Origin of the sequence: Sphingopyxis sp. JAI108 (assembly GCF_013410105.1) — a bacterium.
GTDB classification, from domain to species: Bacteria; Pseudomonadota; Alphaproteobacteria; order Sphingomonadales; family Sphingomonadaceae; genus Sphingopyxis; species Sphingopyxis chilensis.
In genome coordinates this window covers 140,290-165,820 of the sequence record NZ_JACCCJ010000005.1, presented here as the reverse complement: position 1 = coordinate 165,820, position 25,531 = coordinate 140,290, and the positions used below count along the sequence as shown (strand labels likewise).

Annotated in this window: 18 protein-coding genes; 8 read left to right on the top strand and 10 right to left on the bottom strand. The window is 65.3% G+C overall.

Annotated elements, in window-relative coordinates; translation table 11 throughout:
* Positions 1 to 13 precede the first annotated feature (13 nt).
* From HDC29_RS18415 to HDC29_RS18395, 5 genes are all read left to right on the top strand, one after another.
* On the top strand, positions 14 to 1,642 hold the full coding sequence (locus HDC29_RS18415) for an amidohydrolase family protein (RefSeq protein ID WP_179499741.1): 1,629 nt from the start codon (positions 14 to 16) through the stop codon (positions 1,640 to 1,642).
* A gap of 83 nt (positions 1,643 to 1,725) precedes the next feature.
* Positions 1,726 to 4,545: a TonB-dependent receptor domain-containing protein gene (locus HDC29_RS18410; RefSeq protein ID WP_179499740.1), complete on the top strand. Its 2,820-nt coding sequence runs from the start codon at positions 1,726 to 1,728 to the stop codon at positions 4,543 to 4,545.
* Between the two features lie 14 nt (positions 4,546 to 4,559).
* On the top strand, positions 4,560 to 6,134 hold the full coding sequence (locus tag HDC29_RS18405; protein WP_179499739.1) for an amidohydrolase family protein: 1,575 nt from the start codon (positions 4,560 to 4,562) through the stop codon (positions 6,132 to 6,134).
* Between the two features lie 239 nt (positions 6,135 to 6,373).
* Positions 6,374 to 7,258 carry a LysR family transcriptional regulator gene (locus HDC29_RS18400; protein WP_179499782.1) on the top strand — a complete coding sequence of 295 codons (885 nt, stop codon included), beginning with the start codon at positions 6,374 to 6,376 and terminating at the stop codon, positions 7,256 to 7,258.
* 113 nt (positions 7,259 to 7,371) lie between these two features.
* On the top strand, positions 7,372 to 8,616 hold the full coding sequence (locus HDC29_RS18395) for a dicarboxylate/amino acid:cation symporter (RefSeq protein ID WP_179499738.1): 1,245 nt from the start codon (positions 7,372 to 7,374) through the stop codon (positions 8,614 to 8,616).
* Between the two features lie 2 nt (positions 8,617 to 8,618).
* On the opposite strand, the gene HDC29_RS18390 is transcribed toward HDC29_RS18395, so the two are convergent.
* Genes HDC29_RS18390 through HDC29_RS18370 form a run of 5 tightly spaced genes read right to left on the bottom strand, consistent with a single transcriptional unit; the run spans position 8,619 to position 18,440 of the window.
* Complete coding sequence (locus tag HDC29_RS18390) at positions 8,619 to 10,664, bottom strand: glycoside hydrolase family 97 protein (RefSeq protein WP_179499737.1); 2,046 nt, start codon at positions 10,662 to 10,664, stop codon at positions 8,619 to 8,621.
* The gene (locus tag HDC29_RS18385; protein ID WP_179499736.1) at positions 10,664 to 12,310 is read right to left on the bottom strand and encodes an alpha-amylase family glycosyl hydrolase; all 1,647 of its coding nucleotides are present in this window, start codon (positions 12,308 to 12,310) and stop codon (positions 10,664 to 10,666) included. The genes HDC29_RS18390 and HDC29_RS18385 overlap by 1 nt, the downstream gene beginning before the upstream one ends.
* Positions 12,311 to 12,322: 12 nt before the next feature.
* The gene (locus tag HDC29_RS18380; protein WP_179499735.1) at positions 12,323 to 14,125 is read right to left on the bottom strand and encodes an alpha-amylase family glycosyl hydrolase; all 1,803 of its coding nucleotides are present in this window, start codon (positions 14,123 to 14,125) and stop codon (positions 12,323 to 12,325) included.
* The gene (locus HDC29_RS18375) at positions 14,122 to 15,630 is read right to left on the bottom strand and encodes a tryptophan halogenase family protein (protein ID WP_179499734.1); all 1,509 of its coding nucleotides are present in this window, start codon (positions 15,628 to 15,630) and stop codon (positions 14,122 to 14,124) included. The genes HDC29_RS18380 and HDC29_RS18375 overlap by 4 nt, the downstream gene beginning before the upstream one ends.
* 59 nt (positions 15,631 to 15,689) lie before the next feature.
* Positions 15,690 to 18,440, bottom strand: a complete 2,751-nt coding sequence (locus HDC29_RS18370) for a TonB-dependent receptor (protein ID WP_218844761.1) — start codon at positions 18,438 to 18,440, stop codon at positions 15,690 to 15,692.
* Between the two features lie 317 nt (positions 18,441 to 18,757).
* On the opposite strand from HDC29_RS18370, the gene HDC29_RS18365 reads away from it, so the two are divergent.
* Positions 18,758 to 19,792 (top strand): LacI family DNA-binding transcriptional regulator, encoded by a 1,035-nt coding sequence (locus HDC29_RS18365; RefSeq protein ID WP_179499733.1) that lies wholly within the window; start codon positions 18,758 to 18,760, stop codon positions 19,790 to 19,792.
* 75 nt (positions 19,793 to 19,867) lie between these two features.
* Here HDC29_RS18365 and HDC29_RS18360 read toward each other — a convergent pair whose 3' ends face one another.
* Genes HDC29_RS18360 through HDC29_RS18345 form a run of 4 tightly spaced genes read right to left on the bottom strand, consistent with a single transcriptional unit; the run spans position 19,868 to position 21,781 of the window.
* A complete protein-coding gene (locus tag HDC29_RS18360) occupies positions 19,868 to 20,326 on the bottom strand; it encodes a DMT family transporter (RefSeq protein WP_179499732.1) in 459 nt (152 codons plus the stop codon).
* Positions 20,323 to 20,547 (bottom strand): 4-oxalocrotonate tautomerase family protein, encoded by a 225-nt coding sequence (locus HDC29_RS18355; RefSeq protein WP_373562836.1) that lies wholly within the window; start codon positions 20,545 to 20,547, stop codon positions 20,323 to 20,325. The genes HDC29_RS18360 and HDC29_RS18355 overlap by 4 nt, the downstream gene beginning before the upstream one ends.
* Complete coding sequence (locus HDC29_RS18350; protein ID WP_179499731.1) at positions 20,544 to 21,152, bottom strand: glutathione S-transferase family protein; 609 nt, start codon at positions 21,150 to 21,152, stop codon at positions 20,544 to 20,546. The genes HDC29_RS18355 and HDC29_RS18350 overlap by 4 nt, the downstream gene beginning before the upstream one ends.
* A 2-nt stretch (positions 21,153 to 21,154) precedes the next feature.
* Positions 21,155 to 21,781: a pyridoxamine 5'-phosphate oxidase family protein gene (locus HDC29_RS18345; RefSeq protein ID WP_179499730.1), complete on the bottom strand. Its 627-nt coding sequence runs from the start codon at positions 21,779 to 21,781 to the stop codon at positions 21,155 to 21,157.
* Between the two features lie 93 nt (positions 21,782 to 21,874).
* Here HDC29_RS18345 and HDC29_RS18340 point away from each other — a divergent pair, with 93 nt between their 5' ends.
* Both HDC29_RS18340 and HDC29_RS18335 read left to right on the top strand, forming a co-directional pair.
* A complete protein-coding gene (locus HDC29_RS18340; RefSeq protein WP_179499729.1) occupies positions 21,875 to 22,765 on the top strand; it encodes a LysR family transcriptional regulator in 891 nt (296 codons plus the stop codon).
* Positions 22,766 to 22,954: 189 nt separating this feature from the next.
* Entirely contained in the window at positions 22,955 to 24,463 is a 1,509-nt protein-coding gene (locus HDC29_RS18335; protein ID WP_179499728.1) for an MFS transporter, read from the top strand.
* Here HDC29_RS18335 and HDC29_RS18330 read toward each other — a convergent pair.
* Positions 24,439 to 25,452, bottom strand: a complete 1,014-nt coding sequence (locus HDC29_RS18330) for a formylglycine-generating enzyme family protein (protein ID WP_218844759.1) — start codon at positions 25,450 to 25,452, stop codon at positions 24,439 to 24,441. The two genes, HDC29_RS18335 and HDC29_RS18330, sit on opposite strands and share 25 nt — an antisense overlap.
* Positions 25,453 to 25,531: the final 79 nt, after the last annotated feature.

Genomic DNA, 25,531 nt, shown 5'->3' with positions numbered 1-25,531 from the left:
AGGGGTGTCGCACATGATCCGCTCTCTCAGGACAACCACCGCGATCGCCGCGCTTTGCGTCGCGGGCGCCATCGCGGTGCCGCAAGGAACCGCCCAGACGGAGGTCGCAGCCGACGTGATCCTGCGCGGCGGCACGGTCTATAGCGGCGAGGCCGCACCCTTTCGCGGCGACGTCGCGATACGCGGCGACCGCATCACCTATGTCGGGCCCAAGGCGCCCGGAACGGCGACGCGAACGATCGACGCGACCGGGCTGATCGTCGCGCCCGGCTTCATCGATCCCCACACCCATGTGAACGAGGCGCTCGCCTCCTCCGATCCCGCCGCGCGGCTCGTCCTCCCCTTCCTGACGCAGGGCGTCACAACCGCCTTCATCGGCGTCGATGGTGGCGGCGATCCCGATATCGCTCGCACATTCGGAACCGCAAAGGCCGCGAGTGGCGATGGCGAAGCGGGCCTCGGCCAGTCGATGCGCGACTTCGGGATCAATTTCGCTGCCTATGTGGGCCTCGGCGCGGTGCGTGCCAAGGTGATCGGCGCCGCCGATCGCGCCCCCACGCCCGCCGAGCTCGCGCAGATGGCCGACCTTGTCGACAAGGCGATGTGCGATGGCGCGCTGGGCCTGTCGACCGGCCTTTTCTATGCGCCGCAAAGCTTCGCCAAGCGCGACGAGGTGGTCGCGCTCGCCAAGGCAGCGGCGGCAAAAGGCGGCATCTACGACAGCCATTTGCGCGATGAATCGAGCTATACGATCGGCCTCGCCGCCGCCGTCGATGAAGCGCTCGCGATCGGCCGCGACGCCGGCATTCCGGTGCATATCGCGCATATCAAGGCGCTCGGCGTCGATGTGCATGGCCAGGCCGGCGCGGTGATCGCGCAGATCGAGAAGGCGCAAAAGGCCGGCCAGGTCGTCCATGCCGACCAATATCCCTGGTCGGCGTCGGGCACGGGGCTTTCGGCCGCGCTCCTCCCCCGCTGGGCGCAGGACGGCGGGCGCGCGGCGATGCTGAAGCGTTTCGACGACGGCGCCACGATGGCGCGGATGCGGCCCGAGATCGCTGAGAATCTGCGCCGCCGCGGCGGTCCCGCATCGCTACTCATCACCTCGGGGCCCGCAGGGGTCGAGGGCAAGACTCTCGAAGATGTCGCAAAGGAACAAGGCGTCGATCCGGTCGATGCCGCGATCGCGGTGCTTCGCCAGCGCGAGGCGGGGGTCGCCTCGTTCAACCAAAGCGAGGCCGACATTGCCGCCTTCATGACCCGCCCGTGGGTCGTCACCAGTTCGGACGCCTCGCGCGGCCACCCGCGCTACTACGCCTCCTATGCGCGCAAATATGCGACCTATGTGAAGGACAAGCGCGTCCTCGACCTCCGTCGCTTCATCGCGCAGAGCACGACCACCACCGCGCGCCTGTTCGGGCTGGAGGACCGCGGCGAACTCAAGGCCGGCGCCTTCGCCGACGTCATCGCCTTCGATCCCGAGACCTTCGCCCCGCGCGCCGACTATGCGGATCCGGCGCTCTTTTCGACAGGGATGCGCTTCGTTCTCGTCAACGGGGTGCTCGCGCTCGAAGACGGCGCGCCGACCGGTGCCGCAGGCGGAAAGCCGCTGCCGCGCACGCCGGTGGCGGGCTGCCAATAATCCAGGGAAACGCGCCGGTCGCCCGGTGGCACGGAGGCGTCCTTCACGCAAAAAATAAACAAACAAAACAAGGGGTAAGACACATGATCAGATCAACGCCGATCGTATCGACCGCGGCTCTCGCCACCGCGCTGCTGTGGGGCGCACCCGTTCTCGCGCAGGAAGCGCCCGCGCCCGCCGCCGAAACCTATGCCGATGCGGAAATCACCGTGACCGGCAGCCGCATCCAGCGCGACGGCTTCCGCGCCCCGACCCCGCTCACCGTGCTCAATTCGGAGGATATCGAAAGCTCGGCGCCCGCGAATATCGCCGACTATGTCAACGACATCCCCTCGCTTGTCGGCAGCGTCACGCCGGCCAGCTCGAACCTCAACATCAGCGCGGGCACCGCCGGCGTCAACGCGCTCAACCTGCGCGCGCTCGGCACCGCGCGCACGCTCGTGCTGCTCGACGGCCAGCGGTCGGTCGGATCGACGATGACCGGGCTCGTCGACGTGAACACCTTTCCGCAAGGCCTGATCAAGAGCGTCGAGATCGTGACTGGCGGCGCCTCGGCGGCCTATGGCTCCGACGCCGTGTCGGGCGTCGTCAACTTCATCCTCGACAAGGAATATACGGGGATCAAGGGATCGGCCGAATATGGCATCACCACCTATGGCGATGCACCCAATTATCGCGCGACGCTGACCGCGGGCACCGCCTTTGCAGGCGGACGCGGGCACCTGCTCCTGAATGGCGAGATCGCGATCAAGGACGGGCTGCACAGCGTGCCGCGCGACTGGAACCAGCAGGGCTGGTACATGATCACCAACCCCGCCTATGCCGTGGGCAACGGCGAACCCGAACGGCTGGTCGTGCCGGGCGCGGGGCTCAGCCTCGCGACGCCGGGCGGCATCATCACCGATACCGCGCTGCGCGGCACCGTCTTCGGCCGCGGCGGTGCGGTCGGCCAGTTCGACTATGGCACCGTCCGCGACCCGTGGATGATCGGCGGCGACTGGGAATCGACGCAGGTGAACAGCTTTCAGTCGCTCGACCCCGCCGAAAACCGCAAGAGCCTGTTCGGACGCCTCAGCTTCGAGGTCTCCGACGGGCTCAACCTCTTCGTCCAGGCGTCCTATGCCAAGTCGAAGAATCTCGGCAATCTCGGCATCCAGCTCAACCAGGGCAACGTCACGATCCAATCGGACAACGCCTTCCTGCCGCAATCGGTGCGCGACGAGCTGGCGCTTCGCGGCATCGACCGGTTCAAACTCGGCACCACCAATGCCAATCTGCCGGTCCGCAAGAATGACACGCGGCGCGAATTGCAGCGCTATGTCGTCGGCGCCAACGGCGAATTCGACCTCTTCGGATCGAGCGCGCGCTGGGACGTCTATTATCAAAAGGGGATCAGCCGCACGCGCGAAATGGCGCGCGACATCAGCAACAATGCGCGCCTCGCGCTCGCGCAGGATGCCGTGTTCGCGCCCGCCGGCAATGCGCTCGGCGTGCCTGCGGGCACGATCGTCTGCCGCTCGTCGCTCACCAGCCCCGACAATGGCTGCGTGCCGTTCAACCGCATCGGCATCGGCACCGCGAGCCAGGAAGGGCTCGATTATGTGCTCGGCAATCCATTCCGCCGCCAGAAGTTCCAGCAGGACGTCTTCGCGGCCAACCTGTCGTTCGACGCCTTCGAGCTGCCCGCCGGGCCGGTGTCGGTCGCGATCGGCGGCGAGCACCGGCGCGAGAAAGTGTCGGGCGACGTGGCGGAAGAATTCCAGACCGGCTGGTTCGTCGGCAACTTCCTCCCCAGCTTTGGTTCCTACAATGTCAGCGAGGCCTATCTGGAACTCGCGGTGCCGGTGTTCGAGGGGCTCGACCTCAACGGCGCGGTGCGCGGCACCGACTATTCGACCTCGGGCTATGTCACGACATGGAAGGCGGGGCTGACCTGGGAACCGATTCCCGACATCCGTTTCCGCGCGACGCGATCGCGCGACATTCGCGCGCCGAACCTCGGCGAATTGTTCACCGCGGGATCGACGCGCATCAACGTGCTGCTCGATCCGACGCAGGATAATGCGTCGGTGCAATTCGCCGGAACGACGCGCGGCAACCCGCTGCTCGACCCCGAAAAGGCCGACCAGTGGGGCGTCGGTGTCGTACTGCAACCGCGCTTCATCCCCGGTTTCGCGCTGTCGGTCGACTATTATGATATCAAGATCAAGAACGCGATCGGCACTGTTCCGGCGCAAAAGATAGTCAATCGCTGCGCCCAAGGGGTGCAGGCGTTCTGCGACGCGGTCGCGCGCGGACCCAATGATTTCGACAACAATCTCCAGGTCTTCGAAACCCCGTTCAACTTCGCGGTCCAGCGCGCGACGGGGATCGACTTCGAAGGCTCGTACCGGGTGCCGGTCGGCAGCGGCGACCTGACGCTGCGCGCGATGGCGACGCGCTATATCAAGAATTATTTCGACAATGGCATCGACGACCCGACCGACACGGTGGGCCAGAACGCGCCCGGCGGGACGCCCAAATGGCTGTATCGCATCCAGGCCAATTGGGCGACCGACGGCTTCAATCTCAACCTGACGGGGCGCGGCATTTCGAGCGGCGTCTATGACACCAGCTTCGTCGAATGCACGTCGGGCTGCCCGGCGACGTCGGTCACCAACCCGACGATCAACGACAATCATATCGCGGGCGCCTTCTATCTCGATACCTCGCTGACCTTCGACGTCGAAATGGCGGGCAAGGAGCTCGAACTCTATCTCGCGGTGAACAATCTGCTCAACAAGGATCCGGCGGTCGTGGCGGCGGGGCCTGCGGGCAGCGCCTATGCGACGCCCGCGACCAACCAGTCGCTCTATGACCTGCTCGGCCGGACCTATCGCGTCGGCATCCGCTTCAAGCTGTGACGAAAGGACGGTCGATGAAACGCCTTACGCTCTCGCTCGCGGCGCTGCTCGCCAGCACCGCGCCCGCCTTCGCCCAGCATTATGACGTGCTGATCCGTGGCGGTACGCTCTATGACGGTACGGGGGGTCCCGCGCGCACCGCCGACGTCGCTATAACGGGCGACCGCATCGCGGCGGTCGGTTCGATCCCGGCCGGCGCGACGGCGACGACGCTGGTCGATGCCGCCGGCCGGATCGTCGCGCCGGGCTTCATCGACCCCCATTCGCACGCCGCGCCGAACATCCAGACGAAGGAGCTCGCCGCCGCGCTGCCGATGCTGCACCAGGGGATCACCACGCTGGCGATCAACCCCGACGGCGGCGGGCCGGCCGAACTCGGCCAGCAGATCGTCGACCTCAACACCAACATCCCCGGGGTAAACGTCATCCCGCTGATCGGCCACAATGCGGTGCGGCGCGCGGTAATGGGCGATGTCGCGCGGCTCGCGACCGCCGATGAGCAGGCGAAAATGGAAGGGCTCGTCACTGCGGCGATGGCGGCGGGCGCCTATGGCCTGTCCGACGGCCCCTTCTATATTCCGGGCAAATATTCGAACACCGCCGAAATCGTCGGCCTCGCCAAGGCGGCGGCGCGCTTCCCCGGCGCCTTGTACATCAGCCACATCCGCGACGAAGGCAATTACGACGTCGGCGTCGTTGCCGCGGTCGACGAAGTGATCACCGTCGCGCGCGAAGCGAAAATCCCCGGCATCGTCACCCATATCAAGGTGCTGGGGCCACAGGTATGGGGCAAGTCGGCCGACGTCATCGCCAATATCAACAAGGCGCGCGCCGATGGGCTTGAGATCTGGGCCGACCAATATCCCTATTCGGCGTCGGGATCGAGCCTGATGGCCTCGCTCGTTCCCGGCTGGGCGCAGGAGGGCGGCGCGGCCGCGCTCGCCAAGCGGCTCCGGGATCCCGCGATGCGCGCGAAGATCCGCGCCGAGATGGTGCCGAACCTCGAACGCCGCGCCGGGCCGCACGCGCTGATGATCCGCAGCTTCGCACCCGACCCGTCGCTCGAGGGCAAGAGGCTCGACGAGATTGGCCGGATCAAGGGCATGGATCCCCTCGACGCCGCGATCGACATGCTGATCGCGGGCGGCGCGCCGACCGTCTCGTTCAACATGAGCGACGCCGATGTCGAGGCCTTCATGCGCCAGCCGTGGACGATGACCTCGACCGACGGCGGCCTGCCGCATTTCGGCAAGACGTCCGAACATCCGCGCGCCTATGGCGCCTTCCCGCGCAAGTTGCGAGGCTATGTGCTCGACAAGCCGGTGATCCCGATGGCGCAGGCAATCCATGCCGCGACCGGCCTGCCCGCGAAGATCCTTGGCGTTCCCGACCGCGGCCTGCTGCGCGAAGGCTCTTTTGCCGACGTGATCGTCTTCGATCCCGATAACATACGCGACCTTGCGACCTATGAGCGGCCGCACGCCTATTCGGTCGGCATCGACTATGTCTTCGTCAACGGAAAGGCCGCGCTCGCGAAAGGAAAACCGGTCGCCGAACGTTATGGCCGCGTGCTGCTCCGGCCGCGCTGAGGCACGGCGCCCCGCCTTGCTGCAATGCAAAATATCTTGCCGCGGGGCAGGGCAAGGCTAGGGTCCGTACCCAATTAGGGCGTCGTCGAGGTTTCAAGCAAAATGGCTCAGTGCGAGGAGAGAAGGCGAAGACATATGCCGCCGATATTTCGAGACTTCTCGACGAAGCAATGGACCATTTTGATCAAATCCCGCAGGGACGCCGCCATAATTGAGTACGGACTCTCGCCATGGCGGGGATGAACCTGCGCCATATCGAGATATTCCACGCGGTCTACACCAACGGGTCGGTCAGCGCCGCGGCGCGCGCGCTCAATATTTCGCAGCCGTCGGTGTCGAAGACGCTGCGCCACGCCGAATCGATCCTCGGCTTCCCGCTGTTCGAACGCTCGGCCGGGCGCCTCGTCGCGACCGACGACGCGCACGCGCTGTTCGCCGAGGTCAACGAAATCCAGGACCGCGTTCACGCGCTGCGCGAAGGCGCGCGCAACCTGCGCCGCGGCGCCGGAATGAAGCTGCGTATCTCCGCGCTCCCGTCGCTGGCGCTCGGCGTCCTGCCCGAAGCCGTCGCGCGGTTCCTCACCAGCCATCCCCACGTCAATTTCGACCTGCAGACGGTCCATCATGACGATCTGGTCCGCAAGCTCTACGAGCGCGAAACCGACGTCGCGATCGCGGTCGAGGTGCCGCAGAACGCCCCGATCGGCAGCCGGTGGCTCGGCGAGGGCGAACTGGTCGTCCTCTATCGCGAAGCCGACCTGCCCGAAGCGCCACCGCGTCTCGCGCTTCGGGACCTGCGCGAACATCGCTTTATCAGCGTCGCGGCGAGCGGCCCGATCGGAGAGATCTTCGTCGAGGAACAGCGCCGGCTCGGGCTCGAGTTCGACCATGCGATGTCGGCGCGCACCTTCTATATCGCGACCGCGCTCGTTCGCGCAGGCGTCGGGCTGACCGTCGTCGACAGCTTTACCGCGCAGGCCGCGCTGGCGCCGGGCCTCGCGATCCGTCCGCTGACGCCGCCGCTGACCTTCGATCTTTATGCGATGTATTATCACAATCGCCCCCCCACCGCGCTGACGACCGATTTTTTGAAAGTCGTGGCAGAGGTCATCGACGGGATATAGCGACGGGTTATGGATAGACGCACATTCGCTATGCGGTCCGGGCCGCACCTCCGACTAGGCTCGCGGGCCATGGATTGTCTTCCATCCCGTCCCACACGACGGCCCGCCGGGCGATGATGCGCGGCTGGTTCGCCATTCCGCTCTGGAAACGCGTGCTCGGCGGGCTCGTGCTCGGACTGTTGCTCGCGCTGGTCTGGCCGGATGCGGCGCCCAAGGTCGCGGTGTTCGGCGATCTGTTCGTGCGCGCGATCCGGATGCTCGTCGCGCCGATCGTGCTCGTGACCATCGCCGCAGGGATCACCTCGCTCGCCGACCCCAAGCGCCTCGGATCGCTCGGCGGGCGGACGGTCGGTCTGTTCGCGCTGACGACGGCGATCGCGGTGTCGGTCGGCATGGCCGTCGCGATGATCGTCGAGCCCGGCGTCGCCGCCCCCGTCGGCACCGCGGCGCCCAAGGCGCTCGGCGACCCGGTGCCGCTCTATGACCAGCTCGTCGGCATCATCCCGCTCAACATCGTCGAGGCGCTGGCGAAAGGCGACATGCTGGCGCTGATCTTCGTCGCGATCCTCGTCGGCGTGGGCACCGTGCTCGCGGGCGAGGCCGGAAAACCCTTCGCCGGTCTGTTGCAGTCGCTGTCGGCGGTGCTGTTGAAGATCGTCGGGCTGGTGATGGAGGCGACCCCGATCGGCGTGTTCGCGCTGATCGCCAATGCCGTCGCCGCCAACGGCGCCGCGGTCTTCGTCAACATCGGCTGGCTCGCGCTCGCCGTCGTCCTGGGGTCGGCGATCCAGATCGTCATCGTCCACAGCCTGATCCTGCGGCTGCTCGCGCGCCTGCCCGTTTTCACTTTCTTCCGCGGCATCGTCGATGCGCTCGTCGTCGCTTTCTCGACCGCCTCTTCCTCGGCGACCTTGCCCGTCGCGATGACCGTCGCGGGCAGGAACCTCGGCATATCGTCCAGCGTCTATTCGACCGTGCTGCCGCTCGGCGCCAGCATCGGCAAGGACGGCACGGCCATGTATGTCGGCCTGCTCAGCATATTCAGCCTGCAGGCTTTCGGCGTGCCGATCGATGCCGGAACTCTAGCGATCATATTGCTCACCGGCGCGCTCGCGGCGTTCGGCACCGCGCCGGTTCCGTCGGCGTCGCTCTTCATGCTCGCCGCGGTGCTTTCGGCGGTCGGCGTCCCCGCCGAGCAGACCGCGCTGATCGTTGGTTTCGTGCTTCCGTTCGACCGGTTGCTCGACATGACCCGCACGGTTCCGAGCGCCAGCGCCAATCTGGTCGTGGCCACCACCGTCGCGCGGTGGGAAGGCGAGCTTGACCAGTCCATCTACCGCTCGCCGCCCCGGCGCTAGGGCTATTTCCCCGGTGCGACGCGCATCGCCGCGCCGCCGCCCGGCGCCAGCCACAATTTATAGCTATCGCCCTTCTTCACCCTGATCGTTTCGTAGGCGATGCGGTGCCGCGCTTCGGTCAGATAAGTGGCGCCCTCGCCGTCCTTCCAGATCGTCGCGGTATAGGTCTTGCCCGGGTTGAGGAAATCGAATGTCAGCGTCAGCGTGCGTTCGGTCGCATCATTGACCCCGCCGACATACCAGTCGGCGCTGGCGCGGTCCTTGCGCGCGAAGATCGCATAGTCGCCGACCTCGCCCGCGACCAGCTTGCTTTCAGCCCAGTCGGCCGGGACCGCCTTGATGAATTCGAGCTCGCGCGGATGCGCTTCGAGATTTTCGATGAAGTCCGCCGCCATCTGGATCGGCGAATAAAGCGCGAGGTAGAGGCCAAGCTGTTTGGCGAGCGTCGAGGCGAGCGGCACGTCCTGCGCGCCCTTCAGGCTGAGCACGCCGGGGGTATAGTCCATCGGACCCGACAGCATCCGCGTGTAGACGAGCGTCGGTTCATGGTCGGGGCCGTTGGCGAAGGCACCCCAGGCATTATATTCCATGCCCCGGGCGCCTTCGCGTGCGACCCAGTTGGGATAGGTGCGGCGAAGGCCCGTGTCCTTCACCGGTTCGTGCGGATTGACCGCGACATGATATTTGGCGGCGGTCTCGACGACCTTCAGATGGTGTTGCACCTGCCGCTGGCCATCGTGCCATTCCATACGCTTCGTCCCCGGCGTGTCGCCCGGCACGATAATCCCGCCCGCGTCGGCGACATAGCCGGTCTTGACCGTCCCCACGCCGAGCCGGCCGTAAAGCTTCATCGCATCGTCGAGCTGCGCCTCATATACCGCGATATTGCCGCCCGTTTCGTGGTGTCCGATCAGCTGGACGCCCTTTTTCCGTCCGTAATCGGTGACCGCCTTCAGGTCGAAGTCAGGGGTCGCCTCGGTAAAACTATATTCGTCGCCATGGCCGAACCAGTTGCCGTTCCAGCCCTTGTTCCAGCCCTCGACCAGCACGCCGCCGAAACCATGCTTCGCTGCGAAATCGATATATTGCTTGGTCCGTTCGGTGGTCGCGCCATGCTGCGGGCCTTCGGCCCAGCTCCACGGCCCCCGGATCATCCCCCACCAGATGCCGATATATTTCATCGGCTTGAACCAGCTCGTGTCGCCCAGCTTGTTCGGCTCGTTGAGGTTGAGCTCCAAGTCGTTTTCGACCAGTCCCGCCGCATCGTCGGCGATGCGGATCGTCCGCCACGGGGTTGCGAACGGCAGGTCGCGGATGACGCGCGGCCCTTGCGACGACGGCGACAGGGTCGCACGGAATTTCCGTCCCTCGACACGCCTGAACCACATGCCGGCATAATCGACGAGCGCGGCTTCATGGAACGACAGGTGCGTGCCGTCGTCGAGGCGCATCGTGATCGGCGTATGCGCGGTCGCGACCGCGTCGATCGGCGTGTGCTGGTAAATCTGCTCGTAACGGTTCCACTCGCCGCCGGCGATCCACCAGGCCGTGCCCTCGGGCGCGATGTCGAATTCGGTGATCTCGTCGGCGATCTTCGCGGTCGCCAGCCCCGCCTGCTCGGGCAATTCATAGCGGAAACCGACTCCGTCGTCGAACAGGCGGAAGCGGACATTCATCGCATGTCCCCCCCAGCTTTCATTCTGGCGGAAGCGGACGAGCAGCTCGTTGTGGCGGTCGCGCACGAAACGGCGTTCGCCCCACGGCTGTTCCCAGCGCGTATCGCCACTCGCGCGCTCGGCGCTCTCGATCGCGAAGCCGCGCTGGAGCGCGATGCCGTCGGTAAGCAGAAAGCCGAGTTTCGAGGGCGCGAGCAGCAGCTTGCCCTTGCGCGACAGCGACCAGGTCGGGCGCTGATCGTTGTCGGTGGTCACGGTCAGCACGATATCGCCGTTGGGCGACGTAGCGGTCTGCTGCGGCCGCGCATCCTGCGCCGCGGCGGGAACTGCCGCGGCGGCGAGCAGCGGGAGGGCGACAAACAGGCTACGCATCAATTTTTTCCTTCGAGTTTCAGCCAGAGGGCGCCGCACGGCGGCAAATGCGCCGGGTCGGCGCCGTTCAACAGGATAATCGGCTCCGCGCCGGCACAGCGCCCGGCGATATCGATCGCCCCGCCGCCGAGATTGAAGAGGCAGCGGACATGCTCGCCGCCCGCGACGCGATCGAACCCGAGCAGGTCGCCGTCGGCAATCCAGTGCGCGTTGGCGCCCAGTCGTAGCGCCGGGTGCGCCGCGCGCAAGGCAATCAGACGGCGGGTGAGGTTGAGCAAGGATGCGGGGTCGTCCTGCTGCCGATCGACTGCGAGGTCGCCATGCGTGGCGCCGAGCGGCAGCCACGGGTCGACGCTCGAAAATCCCGCATGGCTTTCGCCCGACGCCCAGGGGAGCGGCGTCCGCGCGCCGTCGCGCGAAAGGGTCAGCGGCCAATTCTTTAGTGCCTCGGGATCCTTGACCAGCTCGAACGGGATTTCGACCTGGTCGAGCCCCAGCTCCTCGCCATTGTAGATGATGATATTGCCGCGCAGCGCGCAGAGCAGCGCCATCTTCATTCGAGCAAAGGCGGCGGGCTCGACGCCTTCAGGGGTCCATCGCGATACCGCGCGCGGTGCGTCGTGATTCTCGAACGCCCAGCTTGGCCAGCCTGTACCCGGCGCGTCGGGCCATTGTTCGGCCGCCTCGCGCACCAGTTGCGGCGTCAGCTTGTCGGCATAGAGGAAGTCGAAGCCATAGGCGCTGCTCAGCCGTCCTTCACCCGCGGTGAACAATTTCATCTCGCGCACCGCATCGTCGCCGCCGACCTCGGCCACCGTGAAGCGGCCCGGATATTCATCGGTCAGCGCGCGGATGCGTTCGAGGAACAGCGGGATGTCGGGGTGCGACTGGTTATAGATTTTCTGCTGGAAATCGAACGGCCGGGTGCGGGCCTTGTTCGACGGCGGCGCGGGCGGATTGTCACGAAGTTCGGGGTCGTGCATCGAAAAATTGATCGCATCGATGCGAAAGCCGTCGACCCCGCGATCGAGCCAGAAGCGCACGACGCCGAGCAGCGCCTCCTGCACCGCGCGATTATGGACGTTGAGCTGCGGCTGCGACCCCAGGAAATTGTGCATATAATATTGGCCGCGGCGCGCGTCCCACGTCCACGCCGGGCCGCCGAACACCGACTGCCAGTTGGTCGGCGGCGATCCGTCGACCTTTGCATCGGCCCAGACATACCAGTCGGCCTTGTCATTGTCCTTGTTCGCGCGGCTCTCGGCGAACCAGGTGTGACGGTCGGAGGTGTGCGCGAAGACGAGGTCGGTCGTGACCTTCAGCCCCAGCGCGTGCGCGCGCGCGACGAGCGCATCGAAATCGGCGAGCGAGCCGAAGATCGGATCGACATCGCAATAATCGGCGATGTCGTATCCGAAATCGTCCATCGGCGAGGGGTAGAACGGCGACAGCCAGATCGCGTCGACACCAAGGCTGGCGATATAGTCGAGCCGCGCGGTGATTCCGGCAAGGTCGCCGACGCCGTCGCCGTTCGAATCGGCGAAGCTGCGAGGATAGACCTGATAGATCACCGCCCCCTTCCACCACGGCGTCTCGGGGGCGACGGAAAGGCTTTGATCCTGAACGAGGGGCTGGTTGGTCGTCACGCGTTTTTTCGCTTATTCGCTGGCCTGGCAGATGATCGTACCGAGGGCGGGGAGGGAAAGGTGGAGGCTGCCGGGCGCGGCGGGCGTTACCGGGCAATCGCCGTGGAGCGCGGTAAAGGCCGTGCTTTTCACATTGATGGCAATGTTTGCCGCGAGCGGCGCCGCGGACGTATTGAACGCCAGCAGCACCTCGCGCCCGGTTTCGGGGTCGAAACGCGATACCGCCAACAGGCCGGGCTTTTCGGCGAAGGCACGCACCTTGGTCGTGCCGCGCGACAATGCCGGGGTCTTGCGGCGTAACTGCGATAATGCCGCGATATGTCGATAGAGCGGATGCGCGGGGTCGAAATTCGCCGCCGCAGTCGTGGCATTGCTGCCGATCAGGTCATTGTCGTTATAGGCGGCGACCGTCGACGCGAACATATCCTCGCGCGCGAGTTGGTCCTTGTCGTCCGAGACGAACCCCTGTTCGTCGCCATAATAGATCGTCGGCACCCCGCGCAGCGTCAACAGCATCGCATGGCCGAGCATCACGCGCTGGAGCAGTTCGGCCTCGCTCGCCCCGGGGTTCGCCGCCTTCACGAACATCGAAAAGCGGCCCATATCGTGATTGCCGAGGAAGGTGGGCAATTCGAGCGCCGCACCTGCCCCACCCTTATAGAGCAGGTCGCCGTCAAACAGCTTCGCGAACTGATCGGTGCCTTTCGTACCGCTGACCGCGTCGATCGCCGCACGCGCGAAACCGAAATCGAGGACCGCGGGGAGGTCCGCCGCGTGCGTGTACCAGGCAAGCGCGCCCAGATCGACCGCATCGACATAGACCTCGCCGAAGATGTGGAAATTGGGGATGCCGCGCGCCTTTGCCCGCGCCTGCATCGCGGGGACGAACGCCTGCCAGAATTCGGGGTTCACATGCTTCGCGGTGTCGATGCGGAACCCGTCGATACCGAAATCGTCGATCCAGCGGCCATAGATGTCGATAAAGCCCTGGACGACGCGCGGGTCTTCGGTTGCGAGGTCGTCGAGCCCCGAAAAATCCCCGTACAGCGCCGACTCGCCGACCCAATCGCTGTTGCCGCGATTGTGATAATAGACGGGGTCGTTGAGCCACGCCGGGACCTTCACCCTCTCCTCGCCCTTCGGCACGACGGGCGTATAGGCGAAAGCCGGATCGGTCAGCTTTTTCCAATTCTCTGCCGTCGCGACATGATCGCCCGCAAAGCCGGGATTGATCGCGGGACCTTCCGGTCCCCCGCGCCGCGAGAAAGGATAATCGGCAAGGCTGCGGTAGCGGAAGCCCCGCGCCGCATCCTCCTTGTAGCGGATGACGTCGGCAGTGTGGTTGGCGATGATGTCCATATAGACTTTCATCCCCCGCGCATGCGCGGCATCGACGAACGCCTTGAACTCTTCATTGGTCCCGAAATGCGGATCTACAGACGTGAAGTCGGTCACCCAATAGCCGTGATAGCCCGCGCTCTCCTCGCCCTTGGGCCCCTGCACCGGCTTGTTCTTGAAGATCGGCGCGAACCAGATCGCCGTCGCGCCCAGCCCCTCGATATAGTCGAGCCGCTTCGTCAGCCCCGCAAGGTCGCCGCCGTGGAAAAAGCCCTTGGCGCTCGGGTCATAGCCCGTGGCGAGCCGGTCGCCCTCCAGCCCCCCGCGATCGTTCTGCGGATCGCCATTCTCGAAACGGTCGGGAAGCACGAAATAGATGACCTCGTCCGTCGCCGGCCGCTGGCGGTAATCCTCCACGGCGGCGGCGGGCGCGGTACCCGCGAGGCTCAGCGCGATTACCGATGCGATCAGGCTCATGCCATCACTCCTGCCGCGCAATGCTGCGCGATGAAATCCTCGTGGGCGGGCAGACGTGACGCGGTGCGCGCGACGATCGTTTCGATGTCGGCGAAAAAGCCAGCCAATTCGTCGCGAGTGAGCTGATCGGCCATCGGATGATAACCGCCGGGCAGGATATTCTGGCCCGTCAGCACCTGGAACCAGCCGATCTCGATGAATAATTCGTCGGCTTCGCGAACGATCTGGCCCTGGCTTCGAAACAGCTCGATCTTGCCCGCCAGCGTATCGGGAATGCCCATCTCGCGGCAACGAACCCAGAAGGGCGAGTCCGTGCGCTGGTTGGCGTGATAGTGGAGGATGACGAAGTCGCGGACGCGTTCGTAATCGAAGCGCACCCGGCGGTTATAGGCCTCGATATTGGCGGCATCGAAATCGCGATCGGGGAAGTGCGCGAGCAGTTTGGCGATGCCGTTCTGGATCAGGTGGATGCTGGTCGATTCGAGCGGTTCGAGGAAACCCGAAGCGAGGCCCAATGCGACGACATTGCCGTTCCACGCTTTCTTGCGCATACCCGTCCGGAAACGCAGCGTCCGCGGATCGGCGAGCGGGCGGCCCTCGATGTTGGCGAGCAGGACCGTGGCCGCCTCATCCTCACTGATGAAATCGCTGCAAAAGACATGACCGTTCCCCGTCCGGTGCTGGAGCGGAATGCGCCATTGCCAGCCGGCCCGATGTGCGATCGCCTGTGTATAGGGGCGCGGCGGGCCGGCGTTTTCGCTCGGCACCGCGATAGCGCGATCGCAGGGAAGCCAGTGCGTCCAGTCCTCAAAGCCGGTTTCGAACGCCTCCTCGATCAGCAGCGCGCGAAAACCCGAGCAGTCGATAAAAAGTTCGCCGGCGACTTGTTCGCCACTTTCGAGGACGACGGCTTCGACATGACCGCTTTCACCGTGGCGCTTGACGCTGTCGATCTTCCCCTCGGTCCGTACGACGCCTGCCTGTTCCGCCATCTTGCGCAGATAGGCGGCATAAAGCGCGGCATCGAAATGAAAGGCATAGGCGATGCCGTCGAGGCTGGTGTCGGGAATGCGCTGCAGCCGCGCGAAGCGGTTCTGGCGCCCCGCGGTTTCGTTCAGCGAATAATCGCCAAGCCGTCCCGCGACACCCTCTTGCCGGCCCCGCAGCCAATATTGCTGGAACGGCAGCATGCCGAGGCTGCGCCCGATCTGCCCGAAGGCGTGCATATAGACGTCGCCGATCCGGCCCCAGTCGTGGAACTGGATACCCAGCTTGAACGTCGCGCCCGTTTCGCGGATGAATTCATTCTCGTCGATGCCGATCAGCGCGTTGAACAGCCGGATGGCGGGGATCGTCGCCTCGCCGACTCCGACGGTGCCGATCGCGTCGCTCTCGATCAGTCGGATCGACAGATAGTCCATCGTGCGCGACAGCGCCGCAGCGGCCATCCAGCCCGCCGTTCCGCCCCCGACGATCACCACCTTCGTGATGCGACTTTCGCCCACCCTGTTCCTTCCCTCGCGTCCGGAAGCGGGCCGGCCTTGCCGGACGGCCCGCGCGCCCGTCAGAACTTGTAGGTGATACCGGCCATGAAGTTGCGACCGTAATTCTGATAGTCGCGGATCTGGCGCGGATCATTGTTGTAATAGGTCACGAACGGCTCGTTCGTCAGGTTCGATGCCTGAAGCAGGATGCCCAGCCCTTCGAGCGTACCGCTCTGGAAGGTATAGCCGACCTGCGCGTCGACGACGAACTCGCTCTTCGCCATGAACATGTCGCGCGCGAGGCTGATCGTCGAAACCTCTGCGAGGAACTTCGAGCGATAGCGGCCCGAGGCGCGCACCTGGAACCCGGCCTTTTCGAAATAGGCGGTTCCGTTCACGACCCATTTCGACAGGCCCGGCATCGAAATCGTCGTATCGCCGCCCTCGCGCACGCGGCTCTTGGTGTAGGAGGCGCTGCCGAGCACCCCGAAGCCGTCGAGCGATTGTGTCAGGTTTGCGAAGGGCAGCGAGAAGGACGCCTCGGCGCCATAGACGCGGCCCGCATTGCCGTTCAGCCACTGGCGGCTAAGCCCGGCGCGCGTGCCCACCGTGCCGCCGTCGGGAACCTCGAAGTCCGAGAAGTCGAACGGATTGACCTGGCGATAGATGTAATTTTCGAGATATTTGTAGAAGCCGCCGAGCGAGACATAGCCGCCCTGGCCGAAATATTTTTCGAGCCCGACATCGACCGTGTCGGCCATCAGCGGACGCAGCTTCGCATTGCCGAGGTCGAGCGACCAGGGCGACGCATTGACGTCGGTGTTGTTGCGCCTCGACGTGTCGAAATTAACGCCGCCGCCGGGCTTCAGCTGGTCCATGCGCGCGCGCGCCAGCATCCGCGCCGCGCCGAAGCGCAGGAAGGTGTTGTCGGCGAATTCGACCGACAGGTTCATGCTCGGCAGGATGTCGGTATAGGTGTCGCCGTCGGTGATCGGCGTCGACTGGGTTACGCCGCCGACGACCTGGGCGTAAAAGCTTGCCCCCGTCTGGTCCGAATGGACGATCTGGACGCCGACATTGCCGCGGATCGGTGTGCTGCCCGCATCGGCGTCGAAATTCGCCTGGACGAAGCCGGTCAACACCTTTTCGCGGATCGTATAGTCGTTGAAGACGCGCGCCGGATCGAAGCCCGCGCCATCCGTCAGCGTATAATTGCCGTCGTTATAGAAACGCCAGCTGTCGAACGCGACCATGCCGGGGATGCCAATGAAATCGAGCGACACCGGGTCGTAAAGATAGTCAGCGGGCACCGCCGTGTTGGCCGGATAATTTTCGCTCGTCAGCACGAAGCCGCGATCGTCGAGGCTCTTTTCGCGGTCCGAATAATTGGCGCCGACGCGCAGGCTGCTGATCACGCCGTCCAGTTCCTGGGTTGCCTGCAACCGCAACGATTTCAGCTCGTCCTTGATCTTCGGCGTGTTGACGAAGCCATCCTGGCAGTTGGCGACCGCGCCGCCGCAGCTGTTCCAGCCCTGCGGATCGGTGATCACGAAAAGATTGGGATCGGCATAGTCGAGCGACGGGTTGAACATGATCCCGCCGTTCGGCCGCAACTGGAAACCCAGCGCCGTTTCGCGCGCGCCGACGCCCGCGCCGCGGCCGGTGCCGAGGTAGATTTCGAGATTCTCTTCGGTCTTCTTGAGCCGTGAATAGCCAAGGTCGAGTTCGAGCGTCAGCCGCTCATTGGGTTTGAACTGAGTATTCCAGCCACCCGCGATGATCGTTGAATCGCGGTGGACGACGTCGTTGCGCATCACCGCCTCGGTGCCCGTCCAGACGCCTTCGGTCACCAGCCCGTCCTCGACGGTGAAGCCGGGCTGCAGCGTCGAATTGCCCCATGCCAGCGGGAATTCGATTCCGCGCAGCCGCTGCTCGTCCTTGAACTTCGACCAATATCCGTCGATCGTCATGTGGAGCCTGTCGCTCGGCTCCCATTCGACGACCGCCATCACGCCGTCGCGCTTCAATTCATTTGATTTCACATAGGGTTTGGCCCCGCCGATCAGGAAGGCGGTGTCCGTGCCGTTGGTGGCTGCGGGATAGCCCCAGGCGTTGAACCGCTCTTCGGCGGTCGGCGACTGCATCCGTGCATAGCCGATCGCCCAGCCGAGCGTGCCGTCGGCATTCTGGTCGATATAGGAGATGTTGGCGCGATAGCCCTTGTTCGAAATATCGGGGTTGAGCTTGCCAAGGTCGTTGACCTCGAACCGCGCGCCCGCCGCGATCGCCCGCCGGCCATAGGCGAGCGGGCGCACCGTGCGCATGTCGATTGTGCCGCCGAGCGCCTGCCCGATCAGCGACGCGTCGGGGGTCTTGTAGACGACCGCGCCGTTCAACAGCTCCGACGGATATTGGTCGAGCTCGACGCCGCGGTTGTTGCTCGCCGAAACCTGTTCGCGGCCGTTGAGCAAGGTCGTGGTGAAGTCAGGGGCAAGGCCGCGGATCGAGACGACATTGGCGCGGCCATCGAGGCGCTGCGTAGCAAGGCCCGGCAGGCGCGACAGCGATTCGGCGATCGACAGGTCGGGCAGCTTGCCGATGTCCTCGGCCGAAATCACTTCCACGATCGAGGTGTTCGCCTTCTTCGCCTGGACCGAATTGTTGATCGCGCCGCGGATGCCGGTGACGACAATGGCATCCTCGGTCGGCGCTTCATCGATGGGCGCGGTGTCCGCATCCTGCGCCATCGCGGCGCCGGACACGAAAACGGACAAGGCGAGGCCAAGCGCGATGGCGCTGGCACCCCGGCGAAGATTGGTCGGCATGGTCATTTGTGGCTCCCCTGGCACGGACGGGCGGTTTTGACCCATGCACCGGGAGGGGGACGCGGGGCGTCCGTCAGGCTCCTCTCCGATACGTGGGCTTTCCCATCTTGAGCCCCGCAATTGAAACCAATCACGCCGCGCCGCCATAGGGTATACGTATACGCATAATATGCAGGCGCACGGACTGTCGCAGAAATGCAACGCCTTTGGCGCCGAAAACCGCGGGACAGGGCATCCTGCAAATTCTTGGCATCGACCGGACCAATCGCTAGTCTCCGGCGACAGGCGGCCATCGGCACGGGCGCGGCGTCAGGGAGAGAGACATGGGGCGCCAGCCCTCGGCCAAGCCGACCAGTTTCGACATCGCCTATCTGGCGGGCGTCTCGCAGCCCACGGTGTCGCGCGCGCTGCGCGGCAGCAAGTCGGTCAGCGCCGCGACGCGCGCCAATATCGAACGCATCGCGCGCGAACTCAATTACACCGTCGACAAGAACGCCTCGAGCCTGCGTTCGCAGCGCACACACACGCTGGCGCTACTCTTTTTCGAGGATCCGACCCCTGACGAATCGATGATCAATCCTTTCTTCCTGTCGATGCTCGGGTCGATCACCCGCCAGTGCGCGCTCAAGGGCTATGACCTCCTCATCAGTTTCCAGCAAATGCACAACGACTGGCACGTCGCCTATCAGGACAGTCATCGGTCGGATGGCATCATCCTTTTGGGCTATGGCGATTATCAGCTCTATCGCACCAAGCTCGAACATCTGGTCGAGATGGACACCAAGTTCGTACGCTGGGGCTCGGTTTCCGACGACAGCATCGGGCTGACCGTCGGGTCGGACAATGTCGGCGCGGGCGAACAGGCAGGCGCGCATCTGGTCGAGATCGGGCGGCGGCACATCGCCTTCCTTGGCGACGCATCGGACCATGCCCCCGAATTTCAGGATCGCTACACCGGCCTCTGCCGCGCGATGCACGCCGCCGGGATCGCCCCCGACACCGCGTTGCAACGGGACGCGGTATCGTCGGAAGCGTCGGGCTATGCCGCCGCCCGGTCACTACTTGCCAGCGGGCGGGCTTTCGACGCGATCTTCGCCGCCAGCGACCTGATCGCGATCGGGGCGATGCGCGCGCTCGCCGAAGCCGGGCTGCGCATGCCGCACGACGTCGCGATCATCGGCTTCGACGACATCCCCGCCGCCAGCCTGACCTCGCCGACGCTGACGACGGTGATGCAGGACATGAAGGGTGCCGGCGAACTGCTCGTCGACGCGCTGCTCCGCCGCATCGACGGCGCCGGCGCCGACCGCACGATGCTGCCCGCGAGACTGATCAAGCGGCAGAGCACGGCGGTCTAGGGTTCAGGACCTATTATCCCCTTTCGTTATCCCGGCGACGATGACGGACAGGTCCCAAGTGGGCCAAGACAGGCTTCAGCCCGTTCGCCGCGCGAGCCAGACGCCAGCGATCATCAGCGCGATCCCGGCGACGCGTTTCAGGTCGATCGCCGAGCGCAACGCGCCGAACAGGCCGAAATGGTCGATCGTCGCGGCGCTGATCAGCTGGCCGACGAGCACGAAGAAGATCGCGTTGCCGACGCCGAATTTGGGCGCGATGAAGGTCACCGCGATCACATAGAATGCGACGAACAGCCCGCCGAAATAGAAATGGGCGGGAATGTCGGGCGTGAAGCGCATCTGCCCGACCGAGCCGGTCAGCAAGGCGCCCGTCGCCGCGATCAGGAAGGCGAGGCCAAAGAGGATCATCGACGCCGCCATCGGGCTGCCGAGCCGCGCGCCGAGCCCGCCGTTCAGCGCGGCGAGGATCGGGATGCCGACGCCTGTCAGGAACATGATCGTGGCGAAGGCGGGGGCGGCGTTGTTCGCGGTCATGGATTTTGCTCCTTAGATGCCTGCGTCGCGCGATAGTCGAGAACGGGCAGACCGCCGATTCCCCAATTTTCGAAATCGACCTCGTCGATGGTGACGACGGTAGTCGCAGGGTTCTTGCCGAGCACGCCCCGGAGCAATTCGGTGACGCCGGCGATCAGCTCCGCCTTTTGCTCAGGGGTCGCGCCTTCGCGGGTGATACGGATGTTGACGTATGGCATCATGCACCTCCTTCGGCCGGCCACCCGGGCATGGCGGGAAAATCGGGCAGCGCGGCGATCCGGCGCGTCCAGTCGCGGATCGCCGGCCACTGTCCAAGGTCGATCCCGCCGTCGGGCGCTAATGCGAGATAGGGGCTCGCCGCAAGGTCGGCGACGGTCAGCCGGTCGCCGACGAGCCAGTCGCGGCCTTCCAGATGGGCCTCGACCACCGGCAGGATGCGGTCGGCGACCGCTGTCGCGCGCTCGCGGTCGACCGACCAGCCGAACAGCTGTTCGGCGCGGAGCAGCGCGGGGCCATTGAAAATCTCGTTTGCCGCATGCGACAGCCAGATCATGATCGCGCCGCGCTCTTCGGGCGTACGCCCATCCCAGTCGCCGGGCCGGTGCCGCGCGGCGAGATAGGCAAGGATCGCCTGGCTGTCGCGCAATATGAAGTCGCCTTCGACATAAACGGGGATCTGCGCCATCGGGTTGAGCGCAAGGAAGGCGTCGGTCTTGCGCGCGGCGGCGTCGGTCGCCCGCTCGTCCCAGCCGAGCCCGAGGATGGCGAGCGCCATCCGCACCTTGTGGGCGTTGCCCGACATTTCAGATGCATAAAGGCGGATCATCGTCAGTCTCCTTTTTCGGCCGCGCGCAGGGCGGCGATCTCGGCGCGCAGCTGGTTGAGTTCGGCCGCCATCGGACGGACCGCGGCGGAAATTTCCGCCTCGGTGAAGCGCGGGGTGATATGCTGCGAGCAATTCCATTCCCACCCGATCACATCGATGAAGAAGGCGCGTTCGGGGGTCGCGCGATACCCCTCGGGCATCAACGCCGTGACCGCGGCCGGGTCATCGGCGAGTTCGATGATTGTCGCATGTCCGACGAGCTTCAGCCGGTCGCGGTTCGGATAGTCCATCAGGAAGAGCGAGACGCGGTCGTTGCCCGTCAGGTTCGCGGTGCTGATATATTGTTTGTTGCCGCGATAATCGGCGAAACCGATGCGATTGCCCGCGATATGGCGGAGGAAGCCCGCGGGGCCGCCGCGATGCTGCATATAGGGCCAGCCGTCGGCGGTGACGCTCGCCATGTAGAAGCTGTCGCGAAGCGCGATATAACCCAGCTCCTTGGCGGTCAGCGCGTCGGGGGTGCCGTCGGCGCCCGCGTCCATCTTCACATAGGCGGCGCGCGAGCCATGGCGCTCCTGCAGCGCCTTCACCGCGTCGTTGAAAAGCGTGTGCCGGTAATTTTGCGCCATCGTCCGCTCCTTTCGGGCCGAAAACTATGGCATTGCGCAACGGGTTTTAATCAGCAAAGATCGAACAAATTAATTCCGGTAAGTGGAATAATCTTGGACCGGCTCACTACCCTCGAAATGTTTGTCGCGGTCGCGAGCGAGGGCGGCTTTGCCGCCGCGGCGCGCAAGCTCGGCAGCTCCCCGCCCGCAGTAACGCGCGGTATCGCAGCGCTCGAGGCGCGGCTCGGGACGCGGCTGTTCTACCGCTCGACCCGCGCGGTCGCGCTGACCGATCCGGGCGCGGCCTTTCTGGAGCAGGCGCGGCGCATTCTCGCCGAGCTGGCGGACGCCGAGCGCGAGTTGCGCGGTGCCGAAGCCGAACCGCGCGGGCACCTCCACCTGACCGCTCCGGTGATGTTCGGGCGGTTGCATGTGCTGCCGGTGGTCGGCGCGCTGATGGCGCAGCACCGCGATCTTGGGGTGCGGATGATGCTGATCGACCGCAATGTGCGGATCGTCGAGGAGGGGATCGACGTCGCGGTGCGGATCGGGCCGCTCGCCGATTCGACGCTGAAGGCAAAGCGGATCGGCTGGGTGCGCCAGATGCTCGTCGCCAGCCCCGCCTATCTGGCGCGCCGCGGGGCGCCGGCGACAATCGAGCAATTGGCGGGCCATGAGCTGATCGGAACGATGGGGCCGCGCTGGACGACCGAATGGCAGTTCGCATCGCGGCGATGGCGGCTCGACGCGCCGCCGCGGCTCGTCGTCAACAGTGTCGACGGGACGCTCGCGGCGGCCGAGGCAGGGCTCGGGATCGCGAACCTCCTCTCCTACCAGCTCGCCGAGGCGGTGGATGCGGGGCGGCTGATTTCGTTGCTGGCGGACGAAGCGCCGCCGCCGCTGCCGGTCCACCTGTTGTTCGAGCCATCGCGCGCGGGCTTGCCGTCGGTGAGATCGTTCGTCGCGGCGATGGAAACGCGGATGCGGATGGCGGGGCTGGATTGAAGGGGAAAGACGGCTGGCGGTGGCGGCCGGACGGTCCCCGGCTACCGACCAGGAGGATGGCCGCTTCCGGCCCAAACCAGCCGCTCTACGTATTCGTATACCTATGCTCGACATGCTTGCCCTCCCCCGCCCACGCTGCAACAGCTTTGCAGGCGAGAGCCGCCGAGCGGCCCGATGGGGAGAGACGCGATGGACAAGCCGCGGCAGGGTTTCGCCGGCCTGTGGAATATCAGCTTCGGCTTTTTCGGCATCCAGATCGGCTTCGCGCTGCAGAATGCGAATATGAGCCGCATCTTCCAGTCGCTGGGCGAAGATATCGAGAAACTCCCCGGCCTGTGGATCGCCGCGCCGCTGACCGGGCTGCTGGTCCAGCCGGTCATCGGCCATATGAGCGACCGGACCTGGCTCGGTCGGCTCGGGCGCCGTCGTCCTTATTTTCTCGCCGGCGCGATCCTTGCCGCGATCGCGCTGTTCGTCATGCCCGAAAGCCCGGCGATCTGGTTCGCGGCGATGATGCTGTGGATCCTCGACGCCTCGCTCAACGTCTCGATGGAGCCCTTTCGCGCCTTCGTCGGAGACATGCTGGGCAAGGACCAGCATAGCGTGGGTTACGCCGTGCAGACGGCCTTCATCGGTGCCGGCGCGGTCGTCGGCTCGCTCTTTCCCAGCCTGATGGAAGCGTTGGGCGTCGCCAATGTCGCGCCGCCGGGGCAAATCCCCGACACGGTGCGCTATGCCTTCTGGTTCGGGGGGCTCGCGCTGTTCCTCGCGGTGCTGTGGACCGTCGTCTCGACGGGCGAATACAGCCCCGAGGAGATGGCGGCCTTCGAACCACCGGCCGCCGTCAACGCGCCCGTCCTCCCCACGCTCGCTTCGCGCAGCTATGCCGCCAGCATCGGCTGGGTCATTGCGGGGATCGCCGTCGCTTTCGTCCAGGTCCGGTTCGCGCTGCTGCGCGAAGTGTTGCTGCTCGGCGCGCTGCTTGCAGGATATGGCCTCGCGAGCGCGCTGGCGATCATGCTGGCGCGCCGCGGAAACGACCGCAACATGCTATCGAGCATTGTCGGCGATTTTGCCGGCATGCCGACGCTGATGAAACGGCTCGCGCTCGTGCAATTCTTCAGCTGGTCGGCGCTGTTCATCATGTGGATCAACACCACGCCGATCGTCGCGCAATATCATTATGGCGCGACCGACGCCGCGAGCGCCGCCTATCAGGATGCGAGCAACTGGGTCGGCGAGCTGTTCGCCATCTATAACGGCGTCGCCGCCATCGCCGCGCTGACATTGCTTCCCTGGCTTTCGCGCCGCTTCGGGCAGGCGCGAACGCATATGATCGGGCTCGCCTGCGGCGCGGTCGGCTATGCGAGCTTCTTTCTGCTGCGCGACCCGGCGCAACTGATCGCGAGCGAGGTCTTCATCGGCATCTTCTGGGCGTCGGTGCTCGCCATGCCCTATGCGATCCTCGCGTCGAGCCTGCCGCAGGCGAAGCTCGGCATCTATATGGGCCTCTTCAACATGTTCGTCGTGCTGCCCCAATTGCTCGTCGCGACGGTGATGGGTTCGATCATGCAGGCCCTGTTTCCGGGCGAACCCATTTACACGATGGCATTCGCCGCGGTGACATTGCTGCTTGCGCTGCTTGCGATGACGCGCGTCACCGGTGCCCGGGATCAACCGGCGGGCGCGCTGTCATAGGCGAGGCGAAAGCCGACATTGCTGGTCCCCAATCCCGGATCACGACCCTGTCGCGAGGCGGGACGATAGCGCTGGCAATAATTGGGAGCACACAGATAGCTGCCGCCCTTCACCGTGCGCGACGGCATACCGGGGTTGAGCGGATCATAGGCGTTGTTTTCGCCAGGCCCCTTGGGATTGTCCGTGTCGGCGGGATCATGCCCCGGCCGGAAGAAATCGGATGTAACCTCCCAGACATTGCCGACCATATCGTAAAGCCCGTTGGCGTTGGGTTGATAGCAGCCGACCGGCGCGACGCCTTTGAACCCGTCGCTTTCGGCATTGTAGTTGGGAAAGGCGCCCTGCCAGCTGTTTGCTTCGGCGGGCTGGACATTCCTCGACCGTTTGCCCGCGCTCGCTGCATATTCCCATTCGGCCTCGGTCGGAATGCGCCCGCCCGCCCATTTGGCGTAGGCGACCATATCGTCCCAAGCGAGATGGACGACAGGCTCGTTCGGCACATGGTCGGGGCCCGTCGGACCATAAGGTTTTTTCCAGTTCGCGCCGGGCACATATTTCCACCAGTCGGCGTAATTGTTCGACGGGAAATCGGGCGGCGTGAACACCGCCGAGCCTGCTTTCAGCATATCGGGCGGAATCTGGTCGGCGGGCACCTGGAACTGCTTGGGATCGACAGGCTTTTCGGCGACGGTGACATAGCCGGTAGCTGCCACGAATTCGGCGAACTGGCGATTGGTGACCTCGTGCGGGTCGATCCAGAAACCCGATACGCTGGTTTCGCGGACCGGGCCTTCCTCGGCATAGACATCGTCCTCGCCCATTTCGAAAGTCCCGCCCGCGAGCTTCACCGGCGTGTCGGCGATCGCGGGGCATTTGCGCGGGGTCGCGGCGACCATTTTGTCCGTGCCCGCGTCGCCATCGCCGCACGCCGACACGAGTCCGATCAGCGCGGCGGCGCCCAGGACCGGAAACAGCGTCGAACGGGTCATCCTTTTCTCCCCTCGCGCCGCGCACGCGGCTGTCGGGCCGGGGCTGGACGCCATCGGCGCGCGCGTCAAGGGCCGTTGG

Coding starts and splice junctions, on each gene's coding strand:
- HDC29_RS18415 (WP_179499741.1), top strand. CDS start 14: ATGATCCGCTCTCTCAGGACAACCACCGCGATCGCCGCGCTTTGCGTC.
- HDC29_RS18410 (WP_179499740.1), top strand. CDS start 1,726: ATGATCAGATCAACGCCGATCGTATCGACCGCGGCTCTCGCCACCGCG.
- HDC29_RS18405 (WP_179499739.1), top strand. CDS start 4,560: ATGAAACGCCTTACGCTCTCGCTCGCGGCGCTGCTCGCCAGCACCGCG.
- HDC29_RS18400 (WP_179499782.1), top strand. CDS start 6,374: ATGAACCTGCGCCATATCGAGATATTCCACGCGGTCTACACCAACGGG.
- HDC29_RS18395 (WP_179499738.1), top strand. CDS start 7,372: ATGATGCGCGGCTGGTTCGCCATTCCGCTCTGGAAACGCGTGCTCGGC.
- HDC29_RS18390 (WP_179499737.1), bottom strand. CDS start 10,664: ATGCGTAGCCTGTTTGTCGCCCTCCCGCTGCTCGCCGCCGCGGCAGTT.
- HDC29_RS18380 (WP_179499735.1), bottom strand. CDS start 14,125: ATGAGCCTGATCGCATCGGTAATCGCGCTGAGCCTCGCGGGTACCGCG.
- HDC29_RS18370 (WP_218844761.1), bottom strand. CDS start 18,440: ATGACCATGCCGACCAATCTTCGCCGGGGTGCCAGCGCCATCGCGCTT.
- HDC29_RS18365 (WP_179499733.1), top strand. CDS start 18,758: ATGGGGCGCCAGCCCTCGGCCAAGCCGACCAGTTTCGACATCGCCTAT.
- HDC29_RS18360 (WP_179499732.1), bottom strand. CDS start 20,326: ATGACCGCGAACAACGCCGCCCCCGCCTTCGCCACGATCATGTTCCTG.
- HDC29_RS18355 (WP_373562836.1), bottom strand. CDS start 20,547: ATGATGCCATACGTCAACATCCGTATCACCCGCGAAGGCGCGACCCCT.
- HDC29_RS18350 (WP_179499731.1), bottom strand. CDS start 21,152: ATGATCCGCCTTTATGCATCTGAAATGTCGGGCAACGCCCACAAGGTG.
- HDC29_RS18345 (WP_179499730.1), bottom strand. CDS start 21,781: ATGGCGCAAAATTACCGGCACACGCTTTTCAACGACGCGGTGAAGGCG.
- HDC29_RS18335 (WP_179499728.1), top strand. CDS start 22,955: ATGGACAAGCCGCGGCAGGGTTTCGCCGGCCTGTGGAATATCAGCTTC.
- HDC29_RS18330 (WP_218844759.1), bottom strand. CDS start 25,452: ATGACCCGTTCGACGCTGTTTCCGGTCCTGGGCGCCGCCGCGCTGATC.